Origin of the sequence: Methylotenera sp., assembly GCF_030684185.1 — a bacterium.
Taxonomy (GTDB): Bacteria; Pseudomonadota; Gammaproteobacteria; order Burkholderiales; family Methylophilaceae; genus Methylotenera.
The window spans coordinates 13,061-34,182 of record NZ_JAUXOY010000027.1 but is presented as its reverse complement, the minus strand read 5'-3'; the positions used below and the strand labels follow the sequence as shown (position 1 = coordinate 34,182).

The following is a 21,122-nucleotide window of genomic DNA, read 5'->3' as shown; positions in this document are numbered from 1 at the left end:
ATAATCGTATCTGAAAGGCTAAGCATGGAACTGCATAAAAATAACTGTCGAGAACCGCTGGCTAGAATAAACGGCAGAACACTGAAAGATGCTTTAGATAAAACAAAGGCAAGAAGTAGATTTGGCAAAATTCATCCAAAAAGGTGGGTTGATATTTGCCCGTTATGCGATGCCTATGCGTTAGGCATTGAAACGAATCATCCTTGGCCATTTCTTTCGGCAGATGGGGTGATGCGCACCGCAGCAGATTTTAACGATAACGACATCAAGGCTGATTGTGAAAGTCTTGATTTTTGTGGATTTTCTTTCTCGAAATCTGCACTTAACAGTGCTATGACATTAATTCAATTAGAAGATAAGACAACAAAAGAAGTTGAAAGGCAAAGAGCAAGCATTGCACAAAATAGCGATGCTGACTTGTCGTTAAAGTTTAGCCAATCCGTTTGCAATTGGGGAAGAGGCAGAGAGTTTGGGCAAATCTTGTTAGACGAAACAATCAGGAAAGTCTGGGTGAGACATTAAATGAATGGTTCCGTATTGTTGCTGATACTAACAACAATGTTGAAGAAGCAATTTTGCCTAGTGTAAAAATTAAAAATCACCGCAATCAGCAATTTGATTTACCAATGTAAGCTGATTCATTTACCCCTGTAAAATTTCAATCACTTCGTCATCCTCAACCTGAGGAAAGTGAACATAAAACTGCCCGACCGCCTGAAAATCATTCGGAGTCTCCAGGCAAATAACTTCGTCGGCAAGTTCCGCTATCTTTTTTAAGGTGTCTGGAGGTGAAACAGGTACTGCGCAAATCAATTTGGCAGGCTTTCTGTTACGTAGCCCATGCAGTGCAGAAATCATAGTGGCACCAGTCGCAAGACCATCATCAATGACAATAATAATGCGCCCAGCCGGATCTATCGGGGGGCGAATTGGCGTGTATTGGGCGCGACGCTTTTTAATGACATCCATTTGGGATTGCTTTTCATACTCGATATATTCACTATCAGCACCAGCTGATGTTGCATAATCAGCAATGTAAGTCCAGCCACTCTCATCTACCGACCCAATTGCAAACTCTGGATAAAGTGGCGCACGCAACTTACGCACCAACACTACATCGTAAGTACCACCAAGCGCTTCTGCAATAATCTTAGCCATAGGCACCGCGCCACGTGGAATGGCTAAAATCAGGGGATTCTTGCCTTTGTAACTCTTAAGTCTTTCAGCCAGCATATTTGCGGCTTCATCGCGGTTGAAAAACATAAGAGCACCCCTTAATTGATGATAGGTTTAAGGAGATCAATCTTAAATTCTGTTTCATAAGGTGGCACATTGCATTCAATGATGTCAGTTGGTGCAACATCAAGCCTAACACCCGCAATATCAACTCTTATGGGTAGTTTGTTTGCACCTCGATCTACAAGAACTGCGGTACGAATCTCGGCTGCCTGTTTTCTTGCCAAATATTCTACCGCTCTTAGCATAGAATGTCCTCGGTACATCACATCATCCACTACCAGCACCGTGGTATCAGCCAAGTTAAGTGCGGTGTGTTTCTTATTCTCAGTCAACTTTGTTTCTGGGTAGAGTAAGGTCAGATCATCTGCATAGCGTTTAATCTGCAAATTCATCAAATCCATTTTAGCCAACTTAAAGTCTCGCATCAGCCTATCGTGTAGCATCTCAGCAAGCGGCGCACCGCGACGTAAAATGCCAACAATCATGATGCGCTCTTTTGCGGTCAAAAACCCAGCGGCTTGCCAAGCCATTTGATCGAGCACAGCATCAAGCTGGGTTGTCTGATACAAACAGGTTCTATCCCCGTACGGTAGAAATTCCAAATCTCAGCCTCCTGAAAATTTATGGTCAGCAGTCCAACTGCTTCAGTTCAACACTTATGAAAAACAAGCAATGTTGATGTATACGTTGCTATTGAATCAAGTGAGCTCTTTTCACGAGAAGATGTATTAGTAACTATAATCAAATGAACTAGCGACGATCAATAAGCAAGCCTATCACCAAACCGATTACCAAGCCAACACCAGCACTTCCACTGATTGCCTTCCATGGGTTTTCGTGCACATAAACATCGGTAGCCTTGGCTACTTCTCTAGTTTTGGCAAGTGCTATAGCCTGAGTATCTGACATTCTAGCTTTTGCAATACTGAGCGACTGCTCTGCCTTAGCGCGCACCTCGGCCAGCTTATCACCACCTGTATTTGCTGTAGCTTTCAGCAAGGCCTCTGCATCTGCCACCACCACCTTAAAGTCCTTAACTAATTGCGCTTCGCTCAATTGGTCTGATAATTTTTCCATGCTCATCTCCATTATTTTTAGAAAATATTCCCACAACTATTATTGCTCATTATTGAGATACTGATTGTTTTTGTCACCCTTAACTGGCGGCTTGAGCTACCCAGCCTAAGCTGATGCATATAACGCGTCTAATCATCACTCTTCTGAGGTTTCTTCCATCTGAGGTTGTTCCAAAATCGGCCACCAAAATACAATCTTTTGATGTTTTTTTACTCCAACGCGCACTGATTGCTGTTTTACGTCACCATTATTTTCGGCAATCACCAAATATTTTCCTGGTGGTAATTTCACAAACAGGTACGGGCCCTCAGTTGCGACATCAAGCAGAACGTTTTTACGTATGTCCTGGATTTTCACCTTAACATTGGCTAAAAACTCTTCTTGCTGCTTTAGCTTTTGCACAAACACCATCTCTAATGGATAGTCTTTTGCTATACCCCGCATCATGTCAGCCTCGGACTCGCCAATGCCGCCGGAGATGTAACTAATATCACCCACTACTTCAGGCTTAAGCGCTGGCTCAAATTCTTCACTCAAGGCAACTAAAGGTTTTATAAAACCTATAATCAGAGCAAGCCCTACTAACAAATTAGAATATTTCATGATTTATTCCCTATTTAACCTTTAGTCGCCTTTAAACTTTAAAATGCTACTGCACCTGAATATTTTGACGTTTTGAAGCCGCTGTCTTTGCTAACTTAACCTCAAGAATGCCATCTTTAAGATTAGCAACCACTTTTGATCCATCAACAACGCCGGGCACAGTAACTGAACGGGCAAATGATGAGCTGGAAATTTCATGTCTATAGTAATCCCCTTTTTCTTCTTTACTCTCGGTGCTGGTTTGGCCTTTGATAGTCAGTACATTATCAGCAAGTGAGACATTGATGTCTTTCTTGTCAATTCCCGGAATTTCAGCGCGCACCACAATTTCAGCGTCCCGATCAATCACATCCAGACTTGGCAGACGATGACCTTCAAATTCAAACAATGAATCCAGTGCCGGTGTGTCGCCCCGGCTCAATAGCGATGATGGCCATCCCCGTCCAAAGAATCGGTCAAAAGCTCTTTCCATTTCAGCGATAGGGTGTAATCCGGGTCTTGAGCTTTTGGCTACCTCCTTACCGCTTGTGGTGACAGGAATATTCCCTTTGACTTTATCATCCATGATTTTTCTCCTTTAAAGTTTAACGACATTACAATTGAACAATTGTTACTTTGCCAGTTCCGCTTCAGCCTCTAACCAGTCTTGTATCTCATGTCCAGGCGCATAGCCACGTGCCGCAGCTCTATAATAAGCAGAGACTGCAATATAATTCACTTTGTCATCAGCACTCGGTGTTTGCTCGGATTCAATGCCAATCACTGGAATAGGATTTTTACTATTTTTACTCGCTGCCTTTGACTGCCCCATGATGCCTCCTACTAAACAAAGAAAAAGTCGGCGGTACAAATCCAGGGAGAGATTTAGCAACTAAAGTTGCAAGGGACGCACCGCCGATACGTACTAATCTACGGGGCTAACCTAAATGAGTAAATTCGTGCAAACACGTAAGGGTAAACCCTTATATGAACTAGATTACATAGACAAAGATTAACTTTTTATCGTAGACTGGAGGCGTTATCGCATCAAAACTCTTTGATTAATTAGGGATAATTGTTGGCCAATCAACTTAAAGACTTAAGTTTCCAGGCGCTGTTTGATGCTGTAGCCGATGCAATGCTATTGGTTGATTATTCTGGCCATGTCGTTCAGGCTAATTCTGCCGCGCTTCAACTACTTGGTTATACTCAAGAAGGTATAAGTGGCCTCAAGGTTGAGGCACTGATGCCACAGCGTTACCGAGACCACCATCACCAACACCGCGAAGCCTACAGTAGCGAGCCGCAAAAGCGCCCAATGGGTAAAGGCAGAGAACTTATTGCTTTGAAACGTAATGGCGAAGAGGTAGCCGTAGATATTGGCCTAAGTCCTTTAAGTTCCGAAAATCAACCTTATGTCCTAGTCACAATGCATATAGCCGCTCAACACCGTCAGGTTGAAGAAGCGTTAAGAATAAGTGAAGAACGTTTACGCTTAGCCAAACAGGCAGCTGGATTAGGTATTTTTGACTTCGACTCCAAACATAATGTCGTTCACTGGGATGAGAAAATGTGCGAAATATGGGGTGGAAAATCCAATGAAACAACAAGCTATGAAGATTTTGTGGCGGCAATACATCCAGAGGACCGATTAGTTAGGCAAGCAGTGATTGAACGCGCAATGGATCCTGCTGGTAAAGGTGAATATAAGGCTGAATATCGTGTCATTAACGCTAAGGACGGTGTTGAGCATTGGGTATCCACCGTTGGACGCATACACTTTAAGGACGGGCATACAAACCGGCTGTTAGGGATAGCTAAAGATGTAACTGACCAGAAAATCCTCGAGCAAAAACTGCATGGCCAGCGCAGTGAGATGGATGTTCTGTTAAATCAGCAAGTAGCATCACAAACAATCTCAGCAATTGCTCACGAACTTAACCAGCCGCTTGCCGCAGTTTCTGCCTATAGTGAGGTTGCGCTCAATGCATTAAGTGGTACTTCTAATCCGGAAAGTTTGAAGCGAGCACTGGAAGGCTGTGTAGCGCAGGCACAACGTGCAGGGCAAAGCTTGCATGAACTCATCTCATTTCTTCATAAAGGTGAACTGGCTACAGAACCGTTTGATCTTAATGATACTGTGCAAAACGCTTTAATTCTCACACAAAGTTATGGCTATGGAGGATTCTATCCAATACTTCAGTTAGAACAAAATATGCCAAACGTTTTGGCCAACAAAGTACAAGTACAAAAAGTGCTAGTCAATCTGTTAAGAAATGCGGTTGAAGCCATGCGCGGAGCCGGAGTACCTGGCGCTGCCATTACCATCAGGGTGCAAACCAATAGAGATATCAACATGGCTCACGTTACGGTGGCAGACAGTGGTCCGGGGCTTAACTCTGAAGCAGCCAAACGTATTTTTGAACCTTTTTTCACCACAAAGCCTACAGGCATAGGCATGGGCCTCTCCATTAGCCGAGCCCTGGCAGAAGCCAATGGCGGGCAGCTTTGGATAGAACCAACAACCGAATCCGGGGCCATATTCCACTTTACCTTGCCTTTTGCGCAATGAGACCATTAACACTATGAATGACGCAAACGCTACCGTTTTTCTTGTGGATGATGACTCCGCTGTAAGGGATGCCCTGACGCTCATGTTTGAACAGGAGGGGTTTGCTATAAAAGCCTTCGATAGTGCAGACGCCTTCCTTGCCGCTTACCAGCCAGAGAATTTCGGCTGTGCCATTATTGACATTCGTATGCCAGGAATGGATGGTTTGCAGTTGCAAGAAGCCCTTAATAAACTCAACATTATGCTACCAATCATTTTTTTAACAGGGCATGGCGATATTCCTAAAAGCGTAAAAGCAATCAAGGCGGGTGCGGTGGATTTTCTGACTAAACCAGTGACGCGTGAAAAACTGATGGCGTCGGTACAAGCAGCAATTCAGGAGTCTGCCAAAAAACTCTCGGAGAATAGTCATCATCAAGATGCGCTTTCGCACCTAAACAGCCTTACCAGCCGAGAGCGGGATGTAATGATGCTGGCTATTCAGGGGCAACCCAACAAGGAGATAGCACGTCGACTAGGAATTAGCCATCGTACAGTGGAGATTCACAAATCCAAGATCATGCATAAAACTGGTGCGGTAAACCTGCTCGATTTAGTGCGTATAGCACATGAAAGCGGCATCACCTTTTAAAAACAACGACTTAATCACAAAAACCTCTGCTGAATCCTAATAAGAAATACCTACTGATACTGCCTGTTCAATCATCCAGATTTTCCATAGCCATAATAAGCGGCCAAAACAAGCATCCTGCTATACGTGTTCACGCGGATTACCTGAATATCTGATTCTTGCTAATGTAATCGAAAGCAAGAATTTAAAACGAGGTAATTCAAATGAGGCCGTTGCAAAAAGTAGAGATGGATGTTTTTGAGACAATGCTTGCAAGACGCTCTGTTCGCGGTTACAAGGCGCAGGATGTTGACCAAGTCACCACGCACATTTTGCTCGAGGCAGCAGTGCGAGCCCCTACTGCAATGCATCAGGAGCCTTGGGCGTTTGTTATCATTCAGGATCGTACATTATTAAGCAACCTGTCAGACCGGGCGAAACCTCTCTTTCTTGCCGATATAAAGACTCAACAAGATAGTGCAGAGCATGCTAATCACACGATGGATGTTTTTAGTAAGCCGGATTTTAATATTTTTTATGATGCAGGCACCCTCATACTGATATGCGGAAAGACGGATGCAGCGTCTTTTTCGGCAGACTGCTGGCTTGCCGCAGAAAACTTGATGCTCGCCGCCTGTGCAATGGGCTTGGGTTCATGCGTCATTGGCTGTGCTATACCTGTTTTTAATATTTCTGAGGTAAAGGCCATGCTAGGAATCCCAAACGAATTTTCTGTGGTGGCTCCTATCATTTTAGGTTTTGCCGAAGATGAAACGGTTATGCCAAATCCCAGAAAGCCCCCAGTGATTCTGACGAGTTTAGCGGCTACTTAAGTAATGACCGAAAGGCTATTTTATAAATAATGATTTTGAATATATAAGGATTCTGTAATGTATAAAAAAATTCTATGCCCGATTGACGGTAGCGCAACATCTAACGCTGGCATGAATGAGGCTATTCTTCTGGCAAAAGATCAAAACGCCGAACTTCGTTTTTTATATGTGATTGATACATTCTTCCCAATATTGGATATGTCTGGTGATTTGAATGTAATCTACATCGCTGAAATATTACATAAAAATGGAACGAAACTATTAAAGCATGCCGTAGATGCTGCGCACAGAGCAGCCGTTTCAGCTGACTCTAAAGTCATTGAAGCCGTTGGGGCGCGAGTTTCTAAATTTGTACTAAATGAGGCTGAAGATTGGCCAGCAGACTTGATAGTAATGGGTACACATGGTCTACGTGGAATTGGACGACTAGTCATGGGAAGTGATGCCCAAACAGTTGTAAGTTCCAGCACTGTACCAGCATTGTTGGTTAAAAACAGGTAAGAAAATCGTGACAACCACAATACGGAACATGAAGATTTAATCATTAAGGGGAAAATCATGACAATCAGTGCAATTTGTAATCGTGAAGTGATTACTGTACGGTCTGATGCTACGGTTCTGCACGCGGCTACGCTGATGCGGCAATATCATGTGGGCGATGTGGTTGTAATAGAAGACCGCAAAGGAAAATCTGTGCCTGTAGGCATTGTCACTGACCGTGACATCGTCATTGAACTGGTGGCGACCGAGCTGGATTGCAAGGTAATCACAACAGGCGACATCATGGCAAATAATTTAGCGGTAATAAAAGAAGGTGCGGGTATTTTTGATGCTATTCAACTCATGACCGCCAAAGGCGTTCGACGACTGCCAGTGGTTGATGACGGTGGCGGCTTACTTGGAATTATAACGCTTGATGACTTGTTGTTAATTCTGTCTAAGGAGCTTGGTTCTCTTAGTAAGCTGGTCAGTCGTGAACAGAAAAATGAAGTGTCAAAAAGGCCCTAAAACTTAGTAAAAGTAAGCTAAATATCAAAATATGCTAAAACGAAAGGAGTGTCAGCATGAGCATCAATAAAACCCCAACGGGCAATCATACTATCGGTCATGACCGCCCGCTTTTTGAACAAGATATTGATTCTTATAAGGCTAAAGAAAAGTTATCAGAACCTACCGTTTGCCCGCAATGCGGCGCGGTATATCATGCAGGCCGCTGGCAATGGATAGAGCCTCCATCAAATGCAGATAGTCAAACCTGCCCTGCATGTCACCGTATAAAGGATAATTTTCCGGCAGGGTTCGTCACACTGGAAGGGCCGTTTTTTAATACCCACAGCGAGGAAATTAAGCACCTGATTCAAAATCATGCGTTACATGAACGCGTTGAGCATCCTCTTAAACGTATCATTGCAATAGAAAATCAGGCCATAGGAAATCATCAGGGGAGTTCCATGCTGGTCACAACAACAGACACTCACCTTGCTAGAGGTATTGGCGAAGCGGTGCGTCACGCCTATCAAGGTGAACTAAAAGTGAATCATGTTTCGGGTGAGAATACTGTGCGTGTTCACTGGAGCCGCTAGGTACTTTCATGTTGAAAAAGAAATCTACAAGGCGATTTTTATCAGTGCTACTCATTTTAATCGGTGCAACACTGATATTTTTAGCGACTCAGGCTTGGGTCGGTGTGCTACTGGTAGTGCTAGGAATTACCGTTGAGTTAGTCGGCATTGCCATGCGACATGGACAAGAGTAAATGGGTATCTAAATTACAGTCATAGAACTGACTGTAATTAGTTGGTAAGACTCAGCTGCTTAGCTGTTCGACTAGAGCGACCCGTTTAAGGTAAAATAGTGTTTTACCTTAACATATATCTCCCATGTCACTGCCCACTAGCCAGCTAATGGCCGAAATCAAACGTCGTCGCACCTTTGCCATTATTTCCCACCCTGATGCGGGTAAAACCACGCTGACTGAAAAACTGCTTTGGTTTGGTGGCGCCATTCAAGTGGCTGGAGAAGTGCGCGGACGCAAAGCTTCGCGCCACGCAACTTCAGACTGGATGGAACTTGAAAAACAACGTGGTATTTCAGTCACGTCATCGGTTATGCAGTTTCCCTACCGTGAACACATGGTGAATTTGCTTGATACGCCAGGCCATGATGACTTCTCCGAAGATACATACAGAACGCTCACAGCGGTAGATTCTGCTGTGATGGTGATTGATGCAGTGAATGGCGTTGAGGCGCAAACCATCAAACTACTCAACGTATGTCGCATGCGCGATACGCCGATTATCACCTTCATCAACAAACTAGACCGTGAAAGCCGCGAGCCGATTGAATTGCTGGACGAAATTGAAACGACTTTAGGCATGGAATGTGCGCCAATGACCTGGCCGATTGGCATGGGCAAAAGCTTTCGCGGTGTGTATAACCTTTATACCGACACCATTTCATTTTTTGATCCGCGCGCAGATAAAGGTACATCGGAAACGATTAAAGGATTGAATAATCCGCGCTTAGATGAAGTGCTGGGCCATGTAGCAAATGAATTACGCGTAAATGTTGAACTGGTGCGCGGCGCGTCACATGCTTTTGATGCCGAGCGTTATTTAAGCGGCAAACAAACCCCGGTATATTTTGGCTCGGCAATCAATAATTTTGGTGTGCAATCCTTATTGGATGCAGTGGTTGACTTATCCCCTGCCCCACTTCCTAGAAACACTGTTGCACGCCTGGTTGCGCCGGATGAAAACAAATTCTCAGGTTTTGTATTCAAAATCCAAGCCAATATGGACCCGAAGCATCGCGATAGAATCGCCTTTTTACGCGTCTGTTCCGGGCGTTTTGAACGTGGCATGAAAATCAAGCAAGTAAGTACAGGCAAGCTAATGGCGGTGAACAACGCCATCACCTTTATGGCACAAGACCGCACCACCATGGACGAGGCTTATTCTGGTGACATTATCGGCATCCCGAACCACGGTACGATCAAAGTGGGCGATACTTTTAGTGAAGGCGAAGCGCTCCAATTTACTGGCATCCCATCGTTTGCACCTGAATTTTTCCGTCGTGCGCGCTTAAAAAATCCACTCAAAATGAAGCAGCTACAAAAAGGTCTGCAACAACTGGCGGAAGAAGGTGCTTCGCAGCTATTTCGCCCATTACTATCTAACGATCTGATTTTAGGTGCAGTCGGCATGTTGCAATTTGAAGTAGTCGCGCATCGCTTAGAACATGAATATGGTGTGGACATTGTGTTTGAAAATTACGACTGCTACACCGCACGCTGGTTACGTGGCAAAGATGCTGACTTGAGTGCAATTGCCGACAAATACGGCTTTAACGTCGCACTAGATGGCGCAAATGAATACGTTTACCTCGCACCAAACCGAGTGAACTTACAAATGGCGCAAGAACGTTACCCTGATATTGAGTTTTTAGAAACGCGTGAAATCATCTAAATCATCAGCTAAAAGCACTACTCAAGAGCTTTGCCGATGTGAAAGTAAAAAGCCTTACAGCGCTTGCTGTGAGGCTTACCATCATGGATTGGCCGCTCCAACCGCAGAAGCACTCATGCGTTCTCGCTATACGGCTTATGTACTGGGACTGGAAAATTACTTATCAAAAACATGGCATCCTGCCACCCGCCCTGCATCACTCAATCTAACTGAAGACCCAACAATCAAATGGCTGGGCTTACAAATAAAATATATGGAAATTACGGGTGAAACAACAGCAACAGTTGAGTTTGTTGCGCGCTATAAAATTGCTGGCAAAGCAGAACGACTGCATGAAATAAGCCAGTTTGTTTGCTTAGAAGGTTGCTGGTACTATCTAACGGGTACTTATCCGGGATAATGCAATTGTGATACAAATGAAAAATGAAAAAATTTAAGCTGTGTCAAATTATTAAATTTAAACAATACTAAAAATATGTCTATTGAGCTGTTAATACTTCTTATTGCAGGTGTTTTTGTTATCGCAGTTCTTTACTCGTCAGTAGGCCATGCTGGTGCATCTGGTTATATTGCCGTGATGTCCCTTCTATCTTTAGCTCCAGCGATGATCAAGCCAACAGCTTTATCTCTTAACATTTTGGTAGCCTCTATTGCCACATGGCAATTTTTTAGGGCGGGACACTTCTCCTGGACTTTGTTTTGGCCTTTTGCCGTGCTCGCCGTGCCATTTGCGTTTATCGGTGGGCATATCAATCTACCGACTCACCTTTTTAAGGTGATTTTAGGGGTTGTGCTGCTTTATTCTGCAATACGCTTTCTTATTGAATCTCAACACACTTTACAAATAAAAGAGCCTCCACGCGCTTATGCCTTGGCCTCTGGCGCAGGCATTGGTTTTTTATCTGGCCTGACTGGGACAGGTGGCGGCATTTTCCTTACACCTCTTTTGCTTTTCATGGGCTGGGCTGATGCAAAGCGCGCCGCCGCGGTTTCTGCTTTATTTGTCCTGGTTAATTCTATATCCGGGCTTGCTGGCAATTTTTCTTCTACAAAATCACTACCAGCATTCATTCTGCCGTTACTTATAGCGGCGGCCCTAGGAGGTAGCATAGGCTCTTATTTCGGTAGTCGCCGCATTCAATCTGCCGCCATTAAAAAGCTTTTGGCCTGTGTGTTGCTTATTGCAGGCTTAAAATTAATTTTCACTTAAAATACGCTGATGCTCTGCAAAGTCAGCACATAAAGAAATTACATTATCTCTATCTCTATCTCTGTAGAAACTTAAACTAACTTATACGTTCTCAAACGCTTCACATAATTGGCTTAATAATCGCCCAAACAAAGGTATCACCTCTTCTTTGTCGAACGGGCTTTCATCATCAGTACCCGCAACAACAAAGGCAACAGTCAGCTTATCCAGGTTTTCTCTAAACTCAGCCCAATGATTTGCCTCTGCATCACCGATCAATTTAAATTTATGAAAACCCGCTTCAACAATGTCAATCAACTCAGCATCTGGCAAGCCTGCAAATAAGGTTTTAGCAATGGTAATTTGTGCAGCCTGAAGGTTAGGCGCGATATCTTCCTTGGCTAAAGGTGTAGTAAAAAATGCATAGGCAAGCAAAGCATAAGCTTGATAAACGCTCAACATATCAAAGTTTTCTGTTCGCTCTGCCAGTGGTGATCGTTCAGCAGCATGAATCGCTTTAAATGTCACATAGCAACTTAAATAATCGGCTGCGGCAAGCGCATCATAGTCATTTAAGTCTGTATTTGGTTTAGCTTCATCATCACGTAATGTTTCGGCTAAACATAAAGCGTGTAATAGTTTGATGCGTTTTGAGTATTGAATATCCATATCGAACCTTATTTATTTAGTTTTTTATAACTTTAATATGCCTCAATTAATTCAAGCTTCTAGGCTAGACAAGGCGCGATTAAAAAATTATGACGCAGCATATATTGATATGTAAGGAATAATTTTTTATGAGTAACGCAGTATAGCTACGAAGATTGAATTAATTAGTCTAGTGCTGGTATAGCTTCCAGAAGCTCATGCAACGCCAGCCAGCGCTCTTCAGCTACTTCTATTTGATTAGCCAGCTCAGCTTGCTTTTTAAGTAATTTTTGTAATTCCGTTTTGTCAGTTGAAGTATAGAGTTCGCTGTCATTCAAACGGTCGTCACACGCTTTTTTATCAGTGTTCCACTTGGCAATATTGAGTTCTAATTGCTCCAGCTCTTTGACTAATGGTCTGCGCTCTAATATTCTCGCTTGCCGCTCTGCTTTGTTCACAGCGCGGTCATTTTTACTGGGTTTATCATCGACCGCAGCCTGTGTTGCCTGTTTTTCTTTTAAACGCTGTTCGATTAGCCACTGGCTATAACCTTCTAAGTCGCTGTCAAATGGCTCAGCTTTGCCATCCGCCACTAAAATAAATTCATCGCAAGTGGCACGTAGCAACGCCCTGTCGTGCGAAACCAGAATAACTCCGCCTTCATAATCCTGCAACGCCAGCGTTAAGGCATGGCGCATTTCAAGATCTAGATGGTTGGTTGGTTCATCTAGTAATAATAAATTGGGACGTGTCCAGATCAATAACGCCAAAGCTAATCGTGATTTTTCACCACCTGAAAAATTGGCACACGGTGACCGCGCCATGTCGCCCTTAAAGTCAAAACCACCCAAATAGTTCATGTGCTCTTGCTCACGTGTGAGCGGGTCTAACTTTAGCATGTGCTGCAATGGCGATTCATCCGGACGTAACTGTTCAAGTTGATGCTGCGCAAAGTAGCCTATATTCAAATCTTTGCCTTCAACCCGCTTGCCACTTAATGGTTTTAATTCATTAGCCAGCAATTTAATAAGTGTGGTTTTACCCGCACCGTTACGCCCAAGCAAACCTAAACGCTCACCTGGCCGAATAGCCAACACTATATTTTTAATGAGTGCGACATTGTTGTACCCAACGCTCATATCATCCAATACTAATAATGGATCTGGCGCGGCAACGGGTACTCTAAATTCAAAATTAAATTGTGAATCCACATGTGCGGCAGAAATCATTTCCATACGCTCTAACGCTTTAATGCGACTTTGCGCCTGACGCGCTTTGGTGGCCTGTACGCGGAAGCGGTCAATATAACTCTGCAAATGGGATACTTTACGCTGTTGCTTTTCAAACATCGCTTGTTGCAAAGCCAACTTCTCAGCGCGCTGACGTTCAAAATCAGAATAACCACCGCGATACAGCGTTAGCGTTTGCTGTTCGATATGTGCGATATGATTGACAATCGCGTCTAAAAAATCTCTGTCGTGGGAAATAAGTAGCAAGGTACCGTGATAACTTTGCAACCAGCCTTCTAGCCAAATCACTGCATCCAGGTCTAAGTGATTAGTCGGCTCATCCAGCAAAAGCAAATCAGAACGGCACATCAAAGCGCGTGCTAAATTCAAGCGTACTCGCCAACCGCCAGAGAAAGTAGAAACAGCCTGTTGCAAATTGGCTTGGCTAAAACCCAATCCGCTCAATAACTCTGCCGCACGTGCTTTGGCGCTATAACCGTCAATATCCATCAGGCGATGATGTAACTCAGCAATCAACTCACCTTTATGATTAGCCTCGGCATCGACCAAAGCTGCCTCAATATTGCGTAGCTCAGCATCACCATCCAACACAAATTCAATGGCAGGTATAGCAAGTGCAGGCGTTTCTTGTGCCACATGCGCAACTACCCAAGTTGCAGGCATTTCCAAATCGCCAGATTCCAACTGCATTTCACCACGCAATAAAGCAAAAAGTGAGGATTTCCCAGCGCCATTGGCACCTGTTAAACCAACTTTATGGCCTGGGTGCAGTTGCAAAGAAGCCGCCTGAATAAGAACTTTTAAGCCGCGAACTAAAGTAAGTTGTTTAAATTGAATCAAGTTAAAACCAATAATTAGATAGGATTGGTCAACCATATTTGACCAAAAGCGCTATTCTAAATGACAAAAGCACTTTTCTAAATAATATGCGCAAGAGTCTTAAGATATCTTTAAGAAAATATTATTAATATTTACATAGTTTTACCAAAGTTTAACGATACTGCTACCCGGTAAACCATCTGCATCCATCAATATTGCAGTAAAATGGCCGTTAGTTGTAAAGATATAAAATCACCACCAACTCTAAAAAATAATCAAAGAAATTAGCTTACAACTCACACTCTCAATATGGTCAAAAAATCTCTACTTTGGATTTATCGTACCGCACTTTGGTTACTAGGCATCATTGTTGCCATTTTTGTGATTGCAATACTCTTCATTCAATTTTACGTATTTCCAAATATTGACCAATACAAAGAAAAAATCGCTGGATTTGCCAGTAATGCTATTAAGCAAAAAGTTGTTATTGGCAATATAAAGGCAGGCTGGCAAGGTATTAATCCTCATTTAGTGGTGTCTAATATTGACATTTATGATGCGCAAAACCGCCCTGCGTTACAGCTTAAAAACACCGATGTGTCAGTTTCATGGCTAAGCATTCCATTGCTTGAGCCGCACCTCGCGAACTTTACCATTCGTTCTCCAGAGCTGACTATTCGCCGTAACGCTAACGGCGATATTTATGTGGCCGGCATTAGCATGCAGGGAGAATCCAAGCCGGACTTACCAAATTGGCTTTTGCGACAAACACAATTTGATGTATTGAATGCTAGAGTTGTGTGGATTGATGAAATGCGCGGGGCGCCGACTTTAAGTTTAGATAATCTTAACCTGCAGGTGTACAGCCCACCGTGGAAAAGCTTTATTAAAAACCATCGCGTAACACTCAGCGCATTACCTTCTGCTGGCACGTTCAATCCTATTCTTATCAATGCCAACATATATGGAAATGATGTCAGTCGTATCGCACAATGGCATGGCAGTTTAGAAGCTAAACTGAAAAATGCTAACCTTGCTGCCTTTAAGCCATGGTTTGACTATACAGCCTTAACACATCCTTTTGATTTGCAATCTGGCATTGGCAGTACCAATACAAAAATCCAGTTTGCTAAAAGCCAGGTGCAGTCTGTCATCAGCAGTGTGGCACTAAGCAACGTTCAGTTAAAGCTTAAAGCCAATACTGAGCCGCTAGTATTAAATAAACTGGTAGGAGAACTTGATTGGAAAAACACGGCTACCGAACAATCATTCAAGGTTAACCGCCTCACTCTTAACACCAGCAATGGCTTAAGCCTGCAGGATGCCTCTGGGGCTTACGCCCAAACCAAGCAAGGCAATCAAAAGTTAAATTTCAAACTTACACATATCGACTTAGCCTTTATCAAGCCATATTTAGTGCAATTACCTTTGCCTGCTGAAGTCGTACAAAAAATTACTAATCTATCACCCACAGGCAAATTAGATGATGTTTCACTTATCTGGGAAGGCAAGCAATCAGCCACCAAAAAATATCAACTTAATACTAAATTCAACAACTTAAGCATACTTGCTTATGAAAAAATCCCCGGGTTTAACAACCTGACGGGGGAGATTAAAGCCAATCAACATGCTGGAAAAATCACACTTAATTCACAAAAAGCTGAGTTGGATTTTAAAGATGTTTTACGCTGGCCTATTCCTGCAGATACATTAGAAGGAGATATCAGTTGGAACACGAACGACACCTCTATTCTAAGCAAAGGTACTCAAGGCAAGCACACGGAAATTAAAGTCAGCGGCCTCAGCATTAGCAGTCCGCACTTAACCGGCACAATTAACGCCGATTACCTGATGGATGGCAACAAGGGCGGCCTGCTAGATTTAAAGGGTAAGTTTAGTAAAGGCAATGCTAAATTTGCAACTTTTTATTACCCTAACATACTGGATAAAACCACCCTGCAATGGCTGGACACCTCAGTACTGGCAGGGCGTGCAGAAGACATTAACCTGATTGTTAAAGGTCGCCTGGATGACTTTCCATTTGTAGACAGCAAAAATAACCTTGACACTAAATCAGGCCTATTTAGGGTTACTGCAAAAATCAGCAATGCCTTATTGGAGTTTGGCACGGGCTGGCCTGTGATTGAAGGCTTGGGGCTAGATTTACTATTTGAAGGCAAGCGTATGGAGCTAAATGCAAATGCCGGCCATATATTAGGTAACCAAATCATAAAAAGCAAAACAACCATTGCGCAATTAGATGCTGATTCACCCATCCTTAATATTGACAGTGAGCTTACCGGCCCAGTTGCAGAAGGTATCAAGTTTGTAAATAACAGTCCGGTAGTGAATGTAACTCTCGGCTTCACGGAGGACTTAAAAACCAGCGGGCAAGGCAAACTTAACCTTGGCTTAAAAATACCACTGCATGACGTAGATGCCTCCCTATACAAAGGGTTGTATCAAATCACCAATGGCAGTATGAATAGCCCTAGCATACCAACACTGACTAACATCAATGGTTCTCTGGAGTTTACCGAAAATAGTTTATCTGCAAAAAACATCAATGCGCGTGCATTTGGCTCGCCAGTGACGCTTAATCTCAGCACAGGTAAAGATAAAGTAATTCGTGTGACCGCCAAAGGCACGTTGAATGATGAAGCCATCAAACAGGCACTTCTGGATCAAGACCCGACTAATCGCACTTGGGTAAAAGGATCAAATTACATTTCCGGCAACACAGATTGGGTAAGCGACATCACCATTCAAAAACCAGTGGTCAATATTGGCATACGTGCGGATTTATTTGGCATCACGTCACGCTTGCCAGTCCCATTCAACAAAGCCGCCAACGAGCGTTTAAACCTTCGTATCGATAAAAAACAGGACGCGAGCACCGATACGATTACCATTAGCCTTGGCAATAAATTGGCAGCCAAACTCATACGCAATATAGAAAATGGCAAACTCAATCTTGATCGTGGAAGTGTTCGACTAAACTCAAGCGCCGCCAGCAATGCGGCCGCTAATAGCAGTGAATTAAACGCCAATCTTGAACTTGGCAATGCAAAAGGTTTACAGATTTACGGCAACTTAGATTATCTGGACGCGGATGCATGGCGTAATGTATTGCGTGATTTTTCTGGTGTGTCTAAGCAGGGAAACTCATTACCCATACAAAAAATAGCGCTTAAAATCAATATGCTGGATATATTTGACAGGCGTATCAATCAATTGAATATATCAAACAACGCCAATAAAGATGGCTTGCGGGCAATTGTACAAAGCCGCGAAATTTCGGGTGATTTGCAATGGCAAAATCAGAATAACGGTAAACTGATTGCCCGCTTAAGCAACTTAATCGTGCCGGAAGCTACACCTACTCGACTGAAAGTCGCCCCAAGTGATACTAGTGTAAAGGTATTTAATAAGCTTGAACAAGATTACCCCTCACTTGATATCACCGCAGATAACTTTATGTTTAATAAGAAAAATTTTGGTGCTTTAGAGTTAATCGCTTATCCACAAAACGATAACTGGAATATTCAAAAACTTAAACTTACCACGCCAGACAGCGTGATAAGTGCTGAAGGTCTATGGAATAACTGGGTTAGAAGCCCAAATACATTTCTTAATGTCGCATGGGACATCAAAAACTTAGGCAAAACGCTTAAAAGTTTAGGCTACCCTGACACGATTAAAGGCGGAGAAGGCTCGCTTAAGGGGCAGCTTCACTGGCCGGGTAGCCCGCATGAGTTTAACCCGGTCGGATTGAACGGAGAATTCCAACTGAACGTCAACAAAGGTCAAATCTTAAAAGTACAACCTGGTGTTGGGCGATTATTAGGTCTGCTAAGCCTGCAAAGCTTGCCGCGCCGCCTGACCTTAGATTTTAGAGATTTATTTAGCAATGGCTTTGCTTTTGATAAAATAGACGCAACGGTTAATATTGATAAAGGTGTGATGCGCAGTGATAACTTTACAATGTCTGGCCCCGCTGCAGATGTAACGATTAAAGGCGAAGCCAACTTGCAAAATGAAACCCAGCATCTAATGGTTAAAGTGATGCCGCGTATTAGTGACAGCGTCTCCCTTGCCGCCTTAGCTGGCGGACCGCTGGTTGGGGCTATCGCATTTTTAGCACAAAAAATATTAAAAGACCCGCTAAATAAAATCGCCTCTAGCGAATATGAAATTATTGGCACTTGGGATAACCCGCAAGAAGTGGGTGCAGCTAAAACTAATCAAGAACCAATGACTAATAACTCACCACTAAACTAGTATCTATAAATAAAACTAGTGACTTTGATAAAAGCTAGTGACTTTGATAAAAGCTAGTAACTTTGATAAAAGCTAGTTACTTTGATAAAAATCAGTAAATTTAATAAAAATGTTTGGATTAAATATGGCCATTACTTCGCGTATAAAAACTACTAAAGCTAAACCTACCAGCCTTAATTCAGGCAAAGACATCATTAAAATCGCTGCCATACAAATGGCATCAGGGCCTTATGTTGCGGCTAACTTAAGTGAAGCAGAGCGTCTCATTGAGGTTGCGGCAAATCAAGGTGCAAAATTAGTAGTTTTGCCTGAATATTTTGCAATTATGGGCTTGAAAGAAACCGACAAAGTGGCGGTGCGTGAAGAAGAAGGCAAAGGCCCGATTCAAACCTTCTTAAGCAAAATAGCAAAGAAACATAAAATCTGGCTCATTGGTGGTTCTGTGCCGATGGTAAGTAATTATCCGAACAAAGTGCGCAATAGCTGCTTGGTATATGACGATAAAGGCCACCAAGTAGCACGTTACGACAAAATTCATTTGTTTGGGCTGGATTTAGGCAACGAGCATTATCACGAAGAAAAAACCATTGAGTCAGGAAATGCCGTTAAAGTAGTGAATACGCCATTTGGTAAAATCGGCTTGTCTATATGCTACGACTTGCGTTTTCCTGAGCTGTATCGTGCCATGGGTGAAGTCAATATCATCGTTGTACCCTCTGCCTTTACCGACACCACAGGCAAAGCACATTGGGAAACACTGATTCGCGCACGTGCCATTGAAAACCTCAGCTATGTGATTGCACCCGCCCAAGGTGGCTACCATTTATCTGGTCGTGAAACACACGGCAACAGCATGATTGTTGACCCGTGGGGCGTGATTTTAGACAGACTACCGCGTGGCTCAGGGGTTGTTATTTCAACTTTTAACCCCAAATATCAGGAAAGCCTGCGCAAGAGCTTGCCTGCACTTAAACATAGAACCATTACTGAAAAATCGGACATCAGATGACCACTAAAGTCGACACAAGTAAAACAGGTACTAGCCGACCTCTGGGCGTTCATTTTGAAATGGCCACTGAGGCGCTACTCGCGCCCGCCAGTTTGGATGTGGCAAAGCTGCAAAATGTGCTTGGTGACATGATGTCGCATAAAATCGATTATGCAGACTTATACTTTCAATACAGCCGCTCTGAAAGCTGGGGCTTAGAAGAAGGTCAGGTAAAGTCTGGTAATTTCTCTATCGACCAAGGTGTAGGCGTTCGCGCAGTCAGTGGTGAAAAAACCGCCTTTGCTTATTCCGATGATATTACATTAAGTGCATTGCAAGAGGCCGCAAAGGCCACCAAAGCCATTGCAGGCTTAGGTGCAGAGCAAACAGCAAGTTCAGTTACTAAACGCCAGGCATCGCAACTCTACTTGCCTCAAGACCCAATTGCCTCACTGTCTGCTGATGCAAAAGTGAAATTACTGGAACGTTTGGAATCGTTTGCCAGAAAACTGGATACGCGTATCTCGCAGGTCACCGCCTCTATCGCAGGTGAATATGAAGTCGTCATGGTCGCGCGTCATGACGGCGTAATGGCAGCAGACGTGCGCCCGCTCGTGCGTTTATCAATCAATGTGATTGCCGAAAGCAATGGCCGCCGTGAGCAAGGCTCCGCAGGCGGCGGCGGGCGCTTTGACTGCAGTTACTTCACCGATGAAGTGCTACACGACTATGCCCAAAAGGCCGTGCATCAAGCCATTATTAACCTTGACGCGCGCCCTGCTCCAGCTGGCAGCATGACAGTAGTATTAGGCGCGGGCTGGCCCGGCATATTGTTGCACGAAGCCATAGGCCACGGTTTAGAAGGCGACTTTAACCGCAAAGGCAGCTCAGCATTCAGCAATATGATAGGCCAGCAAGTGGCCGCCAAAGGTATCACCATTGTGGATGACGGTACTATTCAAAATAGACGCGGCTCACTTAGCATGGATGATGAAGGCAACCCTACCAATAGAACGGTACTGATTGAAGACGGCATCTTACGTGGCTACATTCAAGATACACTGAATGCACGTTTAATGAATATGCCAGTAACTGGCAATGCTCGTCGTGAAAGTTACGCGCATATTCCCATGCCCCGCATGACCAACACCTATATGTTAAACGGCACTACGCCACCAGAAGAAATCATTAAATCGGTTAAAAGAGGCTTATACGCAGCCAATTTTGGCGGCGGTCAAGTCGACATTACCAGCGGTAAATTCGTATTCAGCGCGGCAGAAGCCTACATGATTGAAGACGGCAAAATCACGTATCCGGTCAAAGGCGCAACACTGATTGGCAATGGCCCTGAAGTTTTAAAACGTGTCAGCATGATAGGCAATGATATGTCGCTGGATAGTGGGGTTGGCACCTGTGGTAAAGAAGGCCAAAGTGTGCCAGTAGGTGTAGGTCAGCCTACGCTGAAAATTGACGCGTTGACGGTGGGTGGAACGGCTTAGATATTAACTTAATTAAAAAGTGTGTTGAACATACTTTTAGTATTGTACATGATACCAATGTATGAATA

The 21,122-nt window shown here is 43.6% G+C and carries 22 protein-coding genes; 14 read left to right on the top strand and 8 right to left on the bottom strand.

The genetic code is table 11. The annotated features are described in order from the left end of the window. Positions 1 to 24: 24 nt before the first annotated feature. The gene (locus Q8J82_RS10195) at positions 25 to 522 is read left to right on the top strand and encodes a hypothetical protein (protein ID WP_305252503.1); all 498 of its coding nucleotides are present in this window, start codon (positions 25 to 27) and stop codon (positions 520 to 522) included. A gap of 120 nt (positions 523 to 642) precedes the next feature. Here the strand turns inward: Q8J82_RS10195 and Q8J82_RS10190 are convergent, their stop codons facing one another. From Q8J82_RS10190 to Q8J82_RS10165, 6 genes are all read right to left on the bottom strand, one after another. After that, a complete protein-coding gene (locus tag Q8J82_RS10190; RefSeq protein WP_305328234.1) occupies positions 643 to 1,263 on the bottom strand; it encodes a phosphoribosyltransferase in 621 nt (206 codons plus the stop codon). A gap of 11 nt (positions 1,264 to 1,274) precedes the next feature. Further along, positions 1,275 to 1,841 carry a phosphoribosyltransferase family protein gene (locus Q8J82_RS10185; protein ID WP_305328233.1) on the bottom strand — a complete coding sequence of 189 codons (567 nt, stop codon included), beginning with the start codon at positions 1,839 to 1,841 and terminating at the stop codon, positions 1,275 to 1,277. A gap of 148 nt (positions 1,842 to 1,989) precedes the next feature. Further along, positions 1,990 to 2,316, bottom strand: coding sequence for a YqjD family protein (locus tag Q8J82_RS10180; RefSeq protein ID WP_304909621.1), 327 nt, complete (start codon positions 2,314 to 2,316; stop codon positions 1,990 to 1,992). A gap of 135 nt (positions 2,317 to 2,451) precedes the next feature. Further along, positions 2,452 to 2,919, bottom strand: coding sequence for a hypothetical protein (locus Q8J82_RS10175; RefSeq protein ID WP_304891586.1), 468 nt, complete (start codon positions 2,917 to 2,919; stop codon positions 2,452 to 2,454). Between the two features lie 46 nt (positions 2,920 to 2,965). Beyond that, entirely contained in the window at positions 2,966 to 3,484 is a 519-nt protein-coding gene (locus Q8J82_RS10170) for an Hsp20/alpha crystallin family protein (RefSeq protein WP_305328232.1), read from the bottom strand. A gap of 45 nt (positions 3,485 to 3,529) precedes the next feature. Beyond that, positions 3,530 to 3,730 (bottom strand): DUF2934 domain-containing protein, encoded by a 201-nt coding sequence (locus Q8J82_RS10165; RefSeq protein ID WP_305327357.1) that lies wholly within the window; start codon positions 3,728 to 3,730, stop codon positions 3,530 to 3,532. Positions 3,731 to 3,976: 246 nt separating this feature from the next. On the opposite strand from Q8J82_RS10165, the gene Q8J82_RS10160 reads away from it, so the two are divergent. The 10 genes from Q8J82_RS10160 to Q8J82_RS10115 all read left to right on the top strand — a co-directional run bounded on the left by Q8J82_RS10160 (position 3,977) and on the right by Q8J82_RS10115 (position 11,590). Continuing rightward, positions 3,977 to 5,470, top strand: a complete 1,494-nt coding sequence (locus Q8J82_RS10160) for a PAS domain S-box protein (protein ID WP_305328231.1) — start codon at positions 3,977 to 3,979, stop codon at positions 5,468 to 5,470. Between the two features lie 13 nt (positions 5,471 to 5,483). Then, the gene (locus Q8J82_RS10155) at positions 5,484 to 6,101 is read left to right on the top strand and encodes a response regulator transcription factor (RefSeq protein ID WP_305327355.1); all 618 of its coding nucleotides are present in this window, start codon (positions 5,484 to 5,486) and stop codon (positions 6,099 to 6,101) included. Between the two features lie 203 nt (positions 6,102 to 6,304). Next, entirely contained in the window at positions 6,305 to 6,913 is a 609-nt protein-coding gene (locus Q8J82_RS10150; protein WP_304890738.1) for a nitroreductase family protein, read from the top strand. Positions 6,914 to 6,970: 57 nt separating this feature from the next. Further along, complete coding sequence (locus tag Q8J82_RS10145; RefSeq protein ID WP_304890737.1) at positions 6,971 to 7,414, top strand: universal stress protein; 444 nt, start codon at positions 6,971 to 6,973, stop codon at positions 7,412 to 7,414. Positions 7,415 to 7,471: 57 nt separating this feature from the next. Continuing rightward, a complete protein-coding gene (locus tag Q8J82_RS10140) occupies positions 7,472 to 7,921 on the top strand; it encodes a CBS domain-containing protein (protein WP_304909456.1) in 450 nt (149 codons plus the stop codon). A gap of 56 nt (positions 7,922 to 7,977) precedes the next feature. After that, positions 7,978 to 8,496, top strand: a complete 519-nt coding sequence (locus Q8J82_RS10135; RefSeq protein ID WP_304909457.1) for a BCAM0308 family protein — start codon at positions 7,978 to 7,980, stop codon at positions 8,494 to 8,496. Between the two features lie 8 nt (positions 8,497 to 8,504). Beyond that, the gene (locus Q8J82_RS10130; protein WP_304890427.1) at positions 8,505 to 8,669 is read left to right on the top strand and encodes a hypothetical protein; all 165 of its coding nucleotides are present in this window, start codon (positions 8,505 to 8,507) and stop codon (positions 8,667 to 8,669) included. A gap of 124 nt (positions 8,670 to 8,793) precedes the next feature. After that, positions 8,794 to 10,380: a peptide chain release factor 3 gene (locus Q8J82_RS10125; RefSeq protein ID WP_304890426.1), complete on the top strand. Its 1,587-nt coding sequence runs from the start codon at positions 8,794 to 8,796 to the stop codon at positions 10,378 to 10,380. Next, positions 10,367 to 10,780, top strand: coding sequence for a YchJ family protein (locus Q8J82_RS10120; protein ID WP_304890425.1), 414 nt, complete (start codon positions 10,367 to 10,369; stop codon positions 10,778 to 10,780). The genes Q8J82_RS10125 and Q8J82_RS10120 overlap by 14 nt, the downstream gene beginning before the upstream one ends. A 75-nt stretch (positions 10,781 to 10,855) precedes the next feature. Continuing rightward, complete coding sequence (locus Q8J82_RS10115) at positions 10,856 to 11,590, top strand: sulfite exporter TauE/SafE family protein (RefSeq protein ID WP_304890424.1); 735 nt, start codon at positions 10,856 to 10,858, stop codon at positions 11,588 to 11,590. A gap of 81 nt (positions 11,591 to 11,671) precedes the next feature. Here the strand turns inward: Q8J82_RS10115 and Q8J82_RS10110 are convergent, their stop codons facing one another. Continuing rightward, entirely contained in the window at positions 11,672 to 12,238 is a 567-nt protein-coding gene (locus Q8J82_RS10110) for a hypothetical protein (RefSeq protein ID WP_304890423.1), read from the bottom strand. Positions 12,239 to 12,402: 164 nt separating this feature from the next. Further along, entirely contained in the window at positions 12,403 to 14,307 is a 1,905-nt protein-coding gene (locus Q8J82_RS10105; protein ID WP_305326337.1) for an ATP-binding cassette domain-containing protein, read from the bottom strand. Between the two features lie 288 nt (positions 14,308 to 14,595). On the opposite strand from Q8J82_RS10105, the gene Q8J82_RS10100 reads away from it, so the two are divergent. The 3 genes from Q8J82_RS10100 to tldD all read left to right on the top strand — a co-directional run bounded on the left by Q8J82_RS10100 (position 14,596) and on the right by tldD (position 21,054). Continuing rightward, a complete protein-coding gene (locus tag Q8J82_RS10100) occupies positions 14,596 to 18,567 on the top strand; it encodes a YhdP family protein (protein WP_305328230.1) in 3,972 nt (1,323 codons plus the stop codon). Between the two features lie 124 nt (positions 18,568 to 18,691). Then, a complete protein-coding gene (locus tag Q8J82_RS10095) occupies positions 18,692 to 19,576 on the top strand; it encodes a carbon-nitrogen hydrolase family protein (RefSeq protein WP_304909459.1) in 885 nt (294 codons plus the stop codon). A 59-nt stretch (positions 19,577 to 19,635) separates the two neighbouring features. Then, positions 19,636 to 21,054 (top strand): metalloprotease TldD, encoded by a 1,419-nt coding sequence (tldD, locus tag Q8J82_RS10090; RefSeq protein ID WP_305326348.1) that lies wholly within the window; start codon positions 19,636 to 19,638, stop codon positions 21,052 to 21,054. Positions 21,055 to 21,122 lie beyond the last annotated feature (68 nt).